13 protein-coding genes and 1 tRNA gene are annotated in these 12,928 nt (G+C 64.8%); 5 read left to right on the plus strand and 9 right to left on the minus strand.

The features are described from left to right. Nucleotides 1-4 precede the first annotated feature (4 nt). The 4 genes from ACVWZA_RS03840 to ACVWZA_RS03855 all read right to left on the minus strand — a co-directional run bounded on the left by ACVWZA_RS03840 (nt 5) and on the right by ACVWZA_RS03855 (nt 2,986). Nucleotides 5-310 carry a hypothetical protein gene (locus ACVWZA_RS03840; protein ID WP_457309817.1) on the minus strand — a complete coding sequence of 102 codons (306 nt, stop codon included), beginning with the start codon at nt 308-310 and terminating at the stop codon, nt 5-7. 2 nt (nt 311-312) lie between these two features. Continuing rightward, nucleotides 313-1,629 carry a serine hydroxymethyltransferase gene (gene glyA, locus ACVWZA_RS03845; protein WP_457309818.1) on the minus strand — a complete coding sequence of 439 codons (1,317 nt, stop codon included), beginning with the start codon at nt 1,627-1,629 and terminating at the stop codon, nt 313-315. Beyond that, complete coding sequence (gene rpiB / locus ACVWZA_RS03850; protein WP_457309819.1) at nt 1,626-2,078, minus strand: ribose 5-phosphate isomerase B; 453 nt, start codon at nt 2,076-2,078, stop codon at nt 1,626-1,628. The genes glyA and rpiB overlap by 4 nt, the downstream gene beginning before the upstream one ends. Nucleotides 2,079-2,161: 83 nt before the next feature. Next, complete coding sequence (locus ACVWZA_RS03855; protein ID WP_457309820.1) at nt 2,162-2,986, minus strand: LytTR family DNA-binding domain-containing protein; 825 nt, start codon at nt 2,984-2,986, stop codon at nt 2,162-2,164. A gap of 66 nt (nt 2,987-3,052) precedes the next feature. Here ACVWZA_RS03855 and ACVWZA_RS03860 point away from each other — a divergent pair, with 66 nt between their 5' ends. The 4 genes from ACVWZA_RS03860 (at nt 3,053) to ACVWZA_RS03875 (ending at nt 5,680) form a co-directional block, all read left to right on the plus strand. Then, nucleotides 3,053-3,625, plus strand: a complete 573-nt coding sequence (locus ACVWZA_RS03860; protein WP_457309821.1) for a DUF1579 domain-containing protein — start codon at nt 3,053-3,055, stop codon at nt 3,623-3,625. A gap of 64 nt (nt 3,626-3,689) precedes the next feature. After that, a complete protein-coding gene (locus ACVWZA_RS03865) occupies nt 3,690-4,301 on the plus strand; it encodes a sigma-70 family RNA polymerase sigma factor (RefSeq protein WP_457309822.1) in 612 nt (203 codons plus the stop codon). Continuing rightward, nucleotides 4,298-5,041, plus strand: coding sequence for an anti-sigma factor (locus tag ACVWZA_RS03870; RefSeq protein WP_457309823.1), 744 nt, complete (start codon nt 4,298-4,300; stop codon nt 5,039-5,041). Before ACVWZA_RS03865 ends, ACVWZA_RS03870 begins: the two co-directional genes overlap by 4 nt. 84 nt (nt 5,042-5,125) lie before the next feature. Beyond that, nucleotides 5,126-5,680, plus strand: coding sequence for a fasciclin domain-containing protein (locus tag ACVWZA_RS03875; protein ID WP_457309824.1), 555 nt, complete (start codon nt 5,126-5,128; stop codon nt 5,678-5,680). Nucleotides 5,681-5,927: 247 nt separating this feature from the next. On the opposite strand, the gene ACVWZA_RS03880 is transcribed toward ACVWZA_RS03875, so the two are convergent. The 5 genes from ACVWZA_RS03880 to ACVWZA_RS03900 form a co-directional block, all read right to left on the minus strand. Beyond that, nucleotides 5,928-7,895 (minus strand): AAA family ATPase, encoded by a 1,968-nt coding sequence (locus ACVWZA_RS03880; RefSeq protein WP_457309825.1) that lies wholly within the window; start codon nt 7,893-7,895, stop codon nt 5,928-5,930. 272 nt (nt 7,896-8,167) lie between these two features. Further along, nucleotides 8,168-9,181: an RNA 3'-terminal phosphate cyclase gene (rtcA, locus tag ACVWZA_RS03885; RefSeq protein ID WP_457309826.1), complete on the minus strand. Its 1,014-nt coding sequence runs from the start codon at nt 9,179-9,181 to the stop codon at nt 8,168-8,170. Then, nucleotides 9,178-9,591, minus strand: coding sequence for a hypothetical protein (locus ACVWZA_RS03890; protein WP_457309827.1), 414 nt, complete (start codon nt 9,589-9,591; stop codon nt 9,178-9,180). Before ACVWZA_RS03890 ends, rtcA begins: the two co-directional genes overlap by 4 nt. 30 nt (nt 9,592-9,621) lie before the next feature. After that, nucleotides 9,622-10,848: an RtcB family protein gene (locus tag ACVWZA_RS03895; protein ID WP_457309828.1), complete on the minus strand. Its 1,227-nt coding sequence runs from the start codon at nt 10,846-10,848 to the stop codon at nt 9,622-9,624. 46 nt (nt 10,849-10,894) lie between these two features. Continuing rightward, a tRNA-Pro gene (locus ACVWZA_RS03900) sits at nt 10,895-10,971 on the minus strand. A 272-nt stretch (nt 10,972-11,243) separates the two neighbouring features. On the opposite strand from ACVWZA_RS03900, the gene rtcR reads away from it, so the two are divergent. After that, nucleotides 11,244-12,833: an RNA repair transcriptional activator RtcR gene (rtcR, locus tag ACVWZA_RS03905; protein ID WP_457309829.1), complete on the plus strand. Its 1,590-nt coding sequence runs from the start codon at nt 11,244-11,246 to the stop codon at nt 12,831-12,833. Nucleotides 12,834-12,928 lie beyond the last annotated feature (95 nt).

The raw sequence follows: 12,928 nt of genomic DNA on the forward strand, positions 1-12,928 counted from the left end.
ACGATCAGTCCTTCGTCAGTTTCTGGAACGCGGCGACGCTCGCGCCGACGACCGCACCGGCCAATGGGCCGATCAGCTGCACCGGCAGTGCGACGACCGCGCCGATCGCCGCCCCCTTGGCCATGCTGGCACCCAGCGTATCGGGCAAGGCATGACGCTGCCGCGCATCGGCGGCAAAGGCGCGCGCCGCGCGGATGTCGTCATCCACCGCGCTGCGCCAGGTGCCCGGACCGGACGATGCGGCCGTGCTGCAATTGGAACAGTAATGCGCATCGTCGGTCAGTGCGATATCGCAGGTGGCGCACTGCATCGTCACACGCCCTCGGGATAGATCGGAAAGCGCGCGCACAGTGCCAGCACGCGTTCGCGCACATTGGCCTCGACCTGTCCGTCGCCTGCCTCGCCATTCTTGCGCAAGCCATCGAGCACATCGGCGACCATATGACCGATCTCGCGGAACTCGGCCGGACCGAAACCGCGCGTGGTGCCGGCGGGGCTGCCGACGCGGATGCCGCTGGTCTTGGTCGGCGGCAGCGGATCGTTGGGGATGCCATTCTTGTTGCAAGTGATGCCGGCGCGTTCGAGCGCCTCGTCGGCGTCCTTGCCGGTCACACCAAGCGGCGACAGGTCGATCAGCGCGAGATGCGTGTCGGTCCCGCCCGATACGACTTCCGCACCGCGTTCCTTGAGCGTCGCCGCCAGTATCTTGGCGTTCTCGACCACGGCGGCGATATAGCTTTTGTAATCGGGCTGCAGCGCTTCGCCGAACGCGACCGCCTTGGCCGCGATGACGTGCATCAGCGGGCCGCCCTGAAGGCCGGGGAACACCGCCGAGTTGATCTTCTTGGCGATGGCTTCGTCGTTGGTCAGCACCATGCCGCCGCGCGGACCGCGCAAGGTCTTGTGTGTCGTGGTCGTCACGACATGAGCGTGGGGGAGCGGCGAGGGGTGATGTCCCGCAGCGACCAGCCCGGCGAAATGCGCCATGTCGACCATAAACAGCGCACCGACCTCGTCGGCGATTGCGCGGAATGTCACGAAATCGATCTGGCGCGGATAGGCAGAGCCACCGGCGATGATCAGTTTGGGCTTATGCTCATGTGCCAGCGCGCGGACCTGGTCGAAATCGATCAGATGGGTGACCGGGTCGACGCCGTAAGGCACCGCGTTGAACCATTTGCCCGACATAGCCGCCTTGGCGCCGTGAGTCAGATGCCCGCCGGCATCGAGGCTCAGCCCCATGATCGTTTCGCCCGGCTTGACCAGCGCGAGCATCACCGCGCCGTTCGCCTGCGCGCCCGAATGCGGCTGCACATTGGCAAAACCGCAATCGAACAACTGCTTGGCGCGCTCGATCGCCAGCGTCTCGACCTCGTCCGAGGGATGGCAACCCTGATAATAACGCTTGCCGGGATAGCCTTCGGCATATTTGTTGGTGAACACTGAACCCTGTGCCTGCAGCACCGCCTTGGAAACGATATTTTCCGAGGCGATCAGCTCGATCTGCGTCTGTTCGCGGGTCAGTTCATGCTGGACGCCAGCGAACACCGCCGGGTCGGCCTCGGCCAGCGAGCGAGTGAAGAAGCCGTCGGGCTGTACGTCGTGAAGGCTTTGCGGGTTGGTGCTCATACGGGCTCCTGTACAAAAGGGGGATGACCAAGCTTGTCGACGCGGCCGCCATGGCGGCCACCGGCGAAATCGGCGGCAAGGAAAGCGGCGATACAGGCCTTGGCCATGTCCTCACCGGTCAGCCGCGCGCCGAGCGCAATGACATTGGCGTCGTTATGCTCGCGCGCCAGCATCGCCGAATAGGGTTCATTGACCAGGGCGCAGCGCGCCGCCGGATTGCGGTTGACCGCGATCGAAATGCCGATGCCCGATCCACACAGGGCGACACCGCGATCGGTTGTACCGGCGGCGATCGCCGCGCCGAGCTTGTAACCGAAATCGGGATAATCGACCCGCGCGTCGCTGTCCGGGCCAAGGTCGATCACCTCATGTCCTTCGTCGCGCAACCACGCGGCAAGCACGCCCTTCAGGTCAAAGGCGGCATGGTCGGAAGCGATGGCGATGCGCATGATCGAAGCGCGCTCCTGTGACGGGTGAAGCGGATGCGGCGGCTCTTACGCAATGCGCTCGCGGAACACCACACAGGAAAATCTCAGCGCGGTTGCCGCAGCCATCCGCGCAGGCGCGCCGCCTTGGCGTGACCCGCGCTGACCGGCACTGTGGTGCCGTCGGGCAGGACGATCAGCCATTTCCGCCCCTCGCGCCGCGCACCCGCTACGCCGTGCGCCGCGACCCAGGCTCCGCGATGGACCTGCTCCCCGTCGAATTCGGCAACTTCGGCCAGCGCATCGCCGAAGCGGTGATGGATCAGGACATTGCGGCCATCGGCCAGATGCAGGCGACAATAATGATCCTCCGCGCGGATCGCGAGCACTGCGCCGGGCATCTTGACCCCGGCGCGGGCGAGCAGCCCGTCGCGCAGGACCGCCGGCTCGGCGACCGCCAGCGGCTCAGCAGTGCCACGGTGCCAGCGGATCGTGAAGATCGCGGCGAAGATGACCAGGCTGATGACCAGCGCCTGGCCCCAGCTGCGCGCGAGATCGACCGAGCCTCCGATTCCGAACAACTCGAGACTGAGGGCGATCTCCAGCGGCAAAGGCAGGTTGATCACGATCGCGCCGAGGCCCGAGGCCAACGGCCAATTGGCCGGCTTGCGCACCAGCCAGACGAACCAGGTCTGCCATTTCAGGATATTCCATCCGAGCAATATCCCCCAGAAGCCGATCCGCATCGCGAGCGGCAGGTCGCCGGTGCCGAATCCGCCGACCACGACCATCATCACCCAGGCGACGACGCCGGCAACGGGCAATCCAGGAAAGCCGGGCAGCAACATCGCGCGATTCACGAAGTCGCGAACGCGTTTCGCGAAGCCGTCATTGTGGCGCAGCGACGGCTGACGGAGGAAGCGGGCGGGCATGGCACCTAGCTGCCACCGCATTTTTAATCAGGCAAATATATCGGCCAGATTCCGGGAGTATGATAAGTGACGAAATTGCTTTGTACCGCCGCCGCCGCGCTGCTTGCGCTCGTGCCGATCACCGGTGCCGTTGCACAGAGTACCGATAGCGAAATGCTCGCACAGGAGCAGGCTGCGATCGCCCGGCTCTCCTGGATGGATGGCATTTGGCGCGGGCCCGCCACGACCCAGGGGCCGGGCGGCGAGCACAAAGTTACCCAGACCGAGCGGATCGGCAATATGCTCGGCGGCACGATCAAGGTGATCGAAGGCAAGGGTTTCAACCCCGATGGTCGCGTCGGCTTCAACGCCTTTGCGGTAATCTCCTATGATCCCGCGGCCAAGGCTTATACCTTCCGCTCCTATGCACAGGGGCGGGCGGGCACATTCGTCATCAGCCCGACAGCGGATGGTTATGTCTGGGAGATCCCGGCTGGCGGCGCGACGATCCGCTACACCGCGACCCTGGCCAAAGGCGTGTGGACGGAAGTCGGCGATCGGATCGTCGCGGGACAGCAACCGCAACGCTTTTTCGAGATGGTGCTGACCCGCGCCGGCGACAGCGATTGGCCGGCGGCAGGCGGTATGACTCAGAAATAACACCGTTTCGGATCACATCGGGTGTGTGATGGCGATTGCCCCGCACCCCCGAGCCGCGCTACCCATGCCATCTGTGACAGATTCGCCTTCAGCCACGATCGAGCCAAAACCGGAACCGGCGTCCGTCGCCGACGACGCGCGGGCGCGGTTGGTCGAGATATTGGTGCGCACCGGGGACGAGGATCGCGCGGCGTTCCGCGACCTTTACTCCCTGACGTCGGCGAAACTATTTGGCGTATGTCTCCGTATCTGCGGCGAACGGCAAGCGGCGGAAGATGTGTTGCACGATGTATATCTGACGATCTGGAAGCGGGCGGGGGCCTATGAACCAAGTCGCGCGAGCCCGATCACCTGGCTCGCCACGATCGCGCGCAACCGTGCGATCGATTGGCGTCGTGCGCAGACGATCCGCCGCTCGACCCCGCTCGACGCCGCACCGCCAATTGCCGATGCGGCGCCGCTGGCGAGTGACACGATGGTCTCCGATCAGGAGGCGCATCGGCTGCATCGCTGTCTCGACGCGTTGGAGGATCGCCAGCGCTTGGCGATCCGCACCGCTTTCTTCGACGGGGTCACCTATGCCGACCTTGCCGAGCGAGAGGAAGTGCCGCTCGGCACGATGAAGAGCTGGGTGCGGCGCGGATTGATGAAGCTCAAAGAATGTCTTGAAAAGTGAGCGAGGATCCGATCCTGACCGGCGACGATCCCGACGTCGTCGCCGCCGAACTGGCGCTGGGGCTGCTCGAGGACGAAGAGCGCGCGGTTGCGTTGCGCCGCGTGCTCGCCGAACCTGGCTTCGCGCAGGAAGTCGATCGCTGGCGCCTGCATCTCGCGCAATTGTTCGATGTCTGGCCGGAGGTTGATGCGCCGTCCGGCGTGATGGAACGCGTCGACCTGGCGCTGGACGGGCCGGCAACCCCGCCGACGTTGACCTTGCTACGGACCGGTCGGCTCTGGCCCGGCATTGCCGCCGCATCGAGCCTGATCGCGGCAAGCCTGTTGATGATCGTGCTGATTCGTCCCGCGCCGCCGGTGCCCGTGGCGGTTCCGCCCAAGCAGCAACCGGTCGCTGCCGCCCCGGCCAGGATACTGGTCGCCTCGATCGATCCTTCGGCGGCGGGAAAACCGGTCACGGCGGTTTATGATCCTGTAACGGGCGGATTGCGGTTGACCGAATCCACGCTCGCCGACGCCAATCGCAGTGCCGAGCTATGGGTGATCGCGGGTGACGGCGTGCCACACTCGCTCGGCCTGTTACGCACCAGCGGCGGTACTAATTTCACCATTGCCGGCGACAACCGCACACGGCTTGCGGCGGGTGCCACGCTGGCGGTATCGCTCGAACCCGTGGGCGGATCACCGACCGGCCTGCCGACCGGACCCGTCGTCGCTACCGGAGCGCTTTCCCAGGTTTAACCGCCTCGCACTGCATCTCTGGTGTATGGTCCATCGTACCTCTCCCCGCGTCCGGTTTCCCGGGTCGCCAGTAGGAGAGTACCCATGACCCCCACATTCCGCGCATCGATCGTCGCCATCGCCCTGGTCGCCGGCGGCGCTGCGCTCGCAAGCCCGTCTAAGAACCCGATGGTCGGCGGCGCAGCGATGTATCCGACCAAGAACATCATCGAAAATGCTGTCAATTCGAAGGACCACACGACCTTGGTCGCCGCGGTCAAGGCGGCTGGCCTGGTTGAGACCTTGTCGGGCCCGGGCCCGTTTACCGTTTTCGCGCCGACCAATGCCGCGTTCGCCAAATTGCCGGCCGGCACCGTCGACACGTTGGTCAAGCCCGAGAACAAGGGCATGCTGACCACCATCCTGACCTATCATGTGTTGCCGGGTAAGGTCAGCGCCGCGGCGATCGCCGCTAAGGCCAAGTCGCATAAGGGCGTCGCGACCTATACTACGGTGCAGGGCGGCACGCTCCGCTTCATGAAGTCGGGCAAGGGCTGGGCGATCAAGGATGCCAAGGGCGGCATGGCGAAAATCACTATCGCCAACGTCAACCAGTCAAACGGCGTGATCCACGTGATCGACACGGTATTGATGCCCTGAAGCCGCTTGACCATGGATCCAGCGGCGAAAAAGTCGGGCCGCTGTGCATCCTATGACTGGCCTCGCCCGTATTGCCATCTGTCTTTTACCCAAACGAAAGACGTGTACGGGCGTCCGTTTCCCTTTGTAGCGGTGCTCTGGCGTAGAAGGGGTCTGCCGACGTTCATGTTGGCGGACCCTTTTTCTCTGTGCGCGGCAGGCGCGGTTCGATCGCAAAAACGCTCCCCGGCGCCGATCAACCAAAGTATCAAAAGCCGATCCTCTCCATCGCATCCGGCTTGCACGCCGCTTCGCGCACCAGCCGGTCGAGTACACCATGCGCGTCATCGGCCGGCGCATGGCGCAACTGGCGTGCCACCACCGCGAAGTCACCCGGCGTGAGGCCCGGGACCTCGCACAGTCCGGCGGGTGCCGGCATGCCGAAGAAGCGTTCGAACGCCCGCCCCGCACGCACCGCGCCGAGTGGACGCAGATCGAGCTTGAACACGAAGCGCCGGAGGGTTGCCGGGTCGAGCTTCCAGCCATGGTTGGTCGCCGCGACCACGGGCAGAGGGTGGCGATCGAGCCAGGTGAGCAGTTCGTTGACCTGGCTGACCTCCCAACTGGTCCGCGCGGTGCTGCGGTCGAACAGCAGCGAATCCGCCTCGTCGAAGAACAGCACCGCACCGCGTTGCCGTGCCTCGGCAAAGGCCCGGGCAATGCGCGCTTCGGTCTCGCCGACATAAGCGGAGAGCAGGTCGGACGCGCGTTTGGTCACCAGCGGACGGTCGAGCATGCGCGCAAGATGATCCGCGAGCGCGGTCTTGCCGGTCCCCGGCGGACCGGTGAGCAGCAACGACACATCGGTGTCGCTGCCCGCGCCGATCCGCGCGAACAAGGGACCAAGCGGCGCATCAGCTTCGTACAATTCGAGGTCGAGCGGCCCCATGCTGCCGAATGGCAATTCACCGCCACGCAGCGCGCGAACCAGCGCCTCGGCCGGACGCGCACCGCCATCGGCTTCGCCCGCGAGCTTGCCCGCCCGCGCGGCGACACGCAGCACCGTCGTCGTCTCCGGAGCGGCGTCGAGCAGATGCTCCAGCGCCGCGCCTGGTTCGACGCCCTCTTCGCGCGCGATCCGGTCGAGCATGCGTCGTCCCGCCATACGGGTCGGCAGGTCGAGCTTGAGTACGAAGCTCATCCGCCGCAGGATCGCGTCGTCGACATTGCCGATCGCATTGGTCGTCCAGATCACCGGTACCGGGTTCGCCTCGAGCAGCCGGTTGACGAAGATCTTGCTACCCGCTCGTTTGGCGACCCAGTCGCCGCCGCTCGGCCGAGCATCGCCGATCAGATCCTCCATCTCGTCGAACAGCAACACCGCGCCAGTGCGCCGCGCGAGCAGCCGTTGTGCGAGCTGCAGCGCATTGACCCGGTCCCAGCGAGTCGGCTCCTGACCGTCTTCATCGACTTCGCCGACGCCGTGCAACACGGTTTGCGCCTCTGCGGCGAGCGTCCGCGCCAGTTCGGTCTTGCCGGTACCGGGCGGGCCATGGATCAGGATGTTGATCCCGGCCGCCTGAGCGTCGACCGCTCCGCGCAGCAGCCGCACGAGGAAAGCCGCATCCGCGACATGCGCGAAATCGTCGAGCGTCAGGCGCGCCGACTGGCGAATGCCGACCAGCGTGTCGATCATCTCCTCGCCTTGTGCGGGCGCACGATCGAGCAGACGCTGAAGCGTCCAGTAGATGTCGACCTCGACCAGGCCCTGGCGATTGGCGCAGAAACCAGCGAGTCCAAGGCGCAGCACCGGGCTCTGCCGGACCAGGCGCACGGCCTCATGCGGTTCGGCGCCGGCGAGTTCGCCAAGCAGGGTCGGCAAGTCATGGCCATGCGTCGCCGCGATCCGCACCAGCCGATCGACGCGCGGCAGCCGGTCGCACGCCACCATCACGCTGAGCAAGCCGTGGTCGACCGGCCCGAACGCGAGCAGTTCGGCGAGCCGATCCGCCAGCTCCAGCGCATGCGGGCGCACGTCGCCCACCGGCCGCGCATCCGCGACCGCATTGATCAGCGCTTTCCATTTCAACGGCCTGTCCGCCCTGGCGGACGTCGCCGTCAGCCAGGTCCGGTGCGGTTCGGCCCATTGCAGCACCGCCTGTGCCAGCGGTGTGGACGCGGCAACGCCACGCCCGATCCGGAGCAGCATGCCCCGGACGATTTGATGTTCGTCCATGATCTTTTCCGTATCCCCGGCCCGAGGACGCGCGGACGCGCAAAGGCGCCGCACCCGATCGGGCCGTTCAGTCTGTCGTCTGGGAATACTGCGGCGGCGCTTCGCCCCGGCCGCAGCGCTTTACGGAAAAGCGCTTATGGCAGGGAGCGGTTGCCGCCGAACAGAACGCCCATCGAGGCGGTCAGGTCCAGCAATGCCTGTCTCCAACGTCCGGCCGGAATTGGCCATTCGTGCGGCGCGCATAGCGGAAAAAGGCGCGCAGCGCAACGATCTCACCGAATCTCGATCCGGTGCGCACCTGAGGCAAGCTGCTCGAACACGCAGGTGCGGCCGAGAAACCGCGCGATAATCTCCGCCGCAGTCCGGCTGTGCTCGCTCGGTTTGACCGTAGTGAATGCGCCTCCGCCCGCGAGCGCGAACGGCAGCAACAGCTGGTCGGCAAGATACGGCCCCGCGAACGCATCCGACTCTTCATAGCCGAGCATGCGCCCCGCCGCCCGCCTGGCAAGTTGTTCGGCGGGCACACCAAGCTGGCCGAAACCGCTGACGATCTCGGTGACATGTTCGTACGCCGCCTCGAGCAGCAGGATGTTGCCCGGCCCCTGCTCCTCGGGCAGCTGGCGCACCGCGAACGCTTCGTCAGGCCAGCCGAGCAGCTTCTTCGCGGTACCGATCTCGCGATCGGCGACCTCGAACGGCAGTCCGGCGAACATCGCCAGCGCGGAGCGAGAGAGCAGGGCTCCGCGCTCGACACAGTCGATCCGCCGCAGCGGTGCCGGCGTGATGTCGATCTCGATCCGACCGCCGCCGCGCGGGTAGAAACCATGCCTGATCAGGCGCGCCTCGACCGTCGGTCCCATGCGGTTGATGATCGGCAGGAAGGCGCGCGCGATGAAATCAAACGGCGGCGCCATCATATTGTGCGTGCCGCCTTCGAGGATCAGCCGCGATGGCGCATCGGCCAGGACCAGCGGCATCAGGATGGTCTGCAGCACGAGGCCCGTGCTGCCGGCGGTCCCGACCGCAAAGCGATACTCGCCGGGCACGACCGCGCCGGGCCGGAAGGCGAGCTCGCCCGATCCGACCGCGAGCCCGTCGCATTCCCCGCCGCCGACCGTGCACGCGGCTTCGACTGCGGTGACATGCTGACGCATCAGCCCCGGCTTCGCCCGCTTGCCGCGCACATTGCTGATCCGGAACGGCGTGCCGGTGACGAGCGACAGCGCGCACGCATTGCGCACGATCTGCCCCCCGCCTTCGCCTTCCGATCCGTCGATGATGATCACTGTTCTTCCGTCCATAAGGTCGTGTCGGGTTGTGGGATAAAGACTCGCGACGTCCAGCAATCTGCTTGCAGCGTTCCGACTTCCGCCCCGCATTGGCACTTCTGATTTGGACCGTTCGATCCTGCGGGGCCGCAACACCCATTAAGCCTGCGGCCATCGGCCGTCATTTTTACGGCCTTGGTAAGGTCATCGGGATTAAGCCAATACTGAGGAATGAAATCCAACGGTACCGGATCACCGCTTAGTGATCGCTCGATCGGTTCGTAGGATTTGAAGCAACTGCCCGGCTCACTCAACGGCTTGCCGTCTTCAAAAATAGGCTGCGTCACCGCCGGATCTTTGCGAGACAAAATCGTGAGCGAAGTCGTGAGCTGTGCGCCGCATGCGGTGCAATGGAGCGTCTTATTCATGAGGTATCTCCAATGGCGGCGCAAAGGGTCTTACCCCTTGACGCACACCACCTGCTTCAGCGTGTGGACGATCTCCACCAGATCGGCCTGGGCGGCCATCACGGCTTCGATCGGCTTGTAAGCGCGGGGACTTTCGTCGATCACGCCAACATCCTTGCGGCACGCCACACCCTCGGTCGCGGCGATATGCTCGGCCAGCGATACCTGCTTCTTGGCCTCGGTGCGCGACATCACGCGCCCGGCACCATGGCTGCAGCTGTCGAATGACTCCGCGTTGCCGAGACCCCGGACGATGAACGATTTCGCGCCCATCGACCCCGGGATGATCCCGAGCACGCCCTTTGCCGCACGCACTGCCCCCTTGCGGGTGACCAGCACATTCTCGCCGAAATGATTCTCCCGCGACACATAATTGTGATGGCAGTTGACGGCTTCCAGCTCGGCGTCGAACGGCTTGGTGATCTCACCTCGAATGGCGCGGATCACATTCGTCATCATCATGCGGCGGTTGAGTGCCGCATAATCCTGCGCCCAGCCGACCGCTTCGACATAATCGTCGAAATGATCGGTCCCTTCCGGGAAATAGGCCAGGTCCTGGTCGGGCAGGTTGATGTGCCATTTGCGCATGTCCTGCTTGGCCAGTTCGATGAAGAAGCTGCCGATCGCATTGCCCACCCCGCGCGATCCGGAATGGAGCATGACCCAGACCCGCTGCTCGGTATCGAGACACACTTCGATGAAGTGGTTGCCCGTGCCAAGCGTGCCGAGATGCACCAGGTTATTGGTGTTTTTCAGCCGCGGATATTTCGCCGTGATCGTCTCGAACCGCGCGAACAGAGTCGCCCAGGCCTCGACGATCGCCGGCGGTGGATCGCCCCACGAACCGGTGTCGCGTTTCGTGCGGCCGACCGACCGGCCATGCGGCACGGCGCGTTCGATCGCGGCGCGCACGCCCTCGAGATTGTCGGGCAGGTCGCTCGCGACGAGCGAAGTGCGTGCCGCCATCATACCACAGCCGATATCGACCCCGACCGCCGCCGGGATGATCGCGCCCTTGGTCGGGATCACCGAACCGACGGTCGCGCCGATGCCGACATGCACGTCGGGCATCGCCGCGACATGCTTGAAGATGAACGGCATTTGCGCCGCACGGGCGAGCTGCGCACGCGCCTTGTCATCGACTGGCACGCCCCGCGTCCACATCTTGATCGGTACGCCGCCCTCGACGTGCTGGTAATCGAAATTCGCTTCGGTCATCGCGACCTCCTTCTGTGTCCTGCCGCCGGGGCGGCATCACGATTGCTGGTCAGGGCGGCTGGATTTGAACCAACGACCCCCGGTTTCCAAAACCGGTACTCTGCGCACCTGAGCTACGCCCTGAAATGCCAATCCCTTGCGGCGATCCGGGGCGGCCGGCCTATTCCGACCGCCCCTGCCGCGCCGTCATGCCAGCGATGTTCGATCCACCAGCATAACGGAATAAGCTATTGCAGCAGGCGTGCCAGTTCGCGGCACCTGTGGGAGGGAATCTATAACCCACTGATTATAAAACAAAGATATTGTGAATTATAAGGTGACGTGCCGCGGGCCCGCCGACAGTTGACAGTTTAAGTCGATAGACACAGCGCGTCTCTTATCCTAAAAGATAAAAAATGAGACCGCTCGTTGTCATCGGATTTCTCGGCTCGACTTTGGACGCGGGCAAGTTCGGGCCGGAGCGCTGGAACAAGTGGCGCCCGTCGGTCGGACTGACAATGCATGAGGATCTGCGCGTCGATCGTTTCGTCATGCTACATGGGACGCCGCATAAGCGGCTCGCGGAGCATATCGCGTCGGACATCGCCAGCGTCTCGCCCGAGACGAGCGTCGATCGGCATGTCATCGACTTCCGCGATCCGTGGGATTTCGAGGAAGTGTACGGCAAGCTGCTCGATTTCACGCGCGGTTATCCGTTCGATCCCGATGCCGAGGATTATCTCGTTCACATCACCACCGGCACGCATGTCGCGCAGATCTGCCTCTTCCTGCTGAGCGAGGCGCGCTATCTGCCCGGCCGCCTGCTGCAGACCCAGCCGCATCGCGGCGCGCCGACCAACGCGCCGGGCAGCTGGAACGTGATCGACCTTGATCTGTCGCGCTATGACAGCATCGCCACGCGTTTCGCTGCGGTCAGTGCGGAGAGCACGTCCTTCCTGAAATCGGGCATCGACACCAGGAACGCCGCGTTCAACCGCCTGATCGACGAGATCGAGCAGGTCGCGGTACGATCGACCGCGCCGGTGTTGCTGATGGGGCCGACCGGGGCCGGCAAGAGTCAACTCGCGCGGCGCATCTATGAATTGAAGCGCTCGCGGCATCAGGTGAAGGGGCCATTCGTCGAGGTCAATTGCGCCACGCTCAAGGGCGATGGCGCGATGTCCGCGTTGTTCGGGCACAAGAAAGGCGCGTTCACCGGGGCCGCCGCAGACCGGCTAGGGCTGTTGCGCACCGCCGATACCGGCATGCTGTTCCTCGACGAGATCGGCGAGCTCGGGCTCGACGAGCAGGCGATGATTCTGCGCGCGATCGAGGACAAGCGTTTCCTACCCGTGGGTGCCGACAAGGAATCGGCGTCGGACTTCCAGCTTATCGCGGGGACCAACCGCGATCTCGGCCGCGCGGTTGGTGAGGGGCGATTCCGCGACGACCTGTTCGCACGGCTCAACCTGTGGACTTTCGCGCTGCCCGGCCTCGCCGATCGGCGCGAGGATATCGCGCCCAACCTCGATTACGAACTCGATCGCTTCGCCGAGCGCGAAGGGAGCCGCGTGACCTTCAACAAGGAAGCGCGCGATCGCTATCTGACCTTTGCGACCAGTCCGACCGCCTTGTGGCAAGGCAATTTTCGCGACCTCGCGGCGAGCGTCACGCGGATGGCGACCTTCTCAGCAAAGGGCAGGATCGATGCCGAATGCGTCGATGCCGAGATTGGGCGACTGACCCGGTTATGGACCGCCGATGGCGATCAGGGTGACGATCTGGACGATTTGCTCGCCCCGGCGGCACTGGGCGCGCTCGATCCGTTCGACCGGGTGCAACTGGTCCATGTCACGGGCGTCTGCCGGCGCAGCCGGTCGCTGTCGGAAGCGGGGCGAACCCTGTTCGAGGCCTCGCGGACGCGCCGCGCATCGTCCAATGATGCCGATCGGCTGCGCAAATATCTCGCGCGCTTTGGGCTGGAATGGTCACAGCTGACCCGCTGAGACGACAGGCTCGACTTCGCATCGCCCCAGCTCCGGCATCGCCCTTGTCGGCAATGACGGCATGCTCACTGGTCGGGTTTCCAACAGGTCGGCAG

This window comes from Sphingomonas sp. UYAg733, assembly GCF_054057355.1.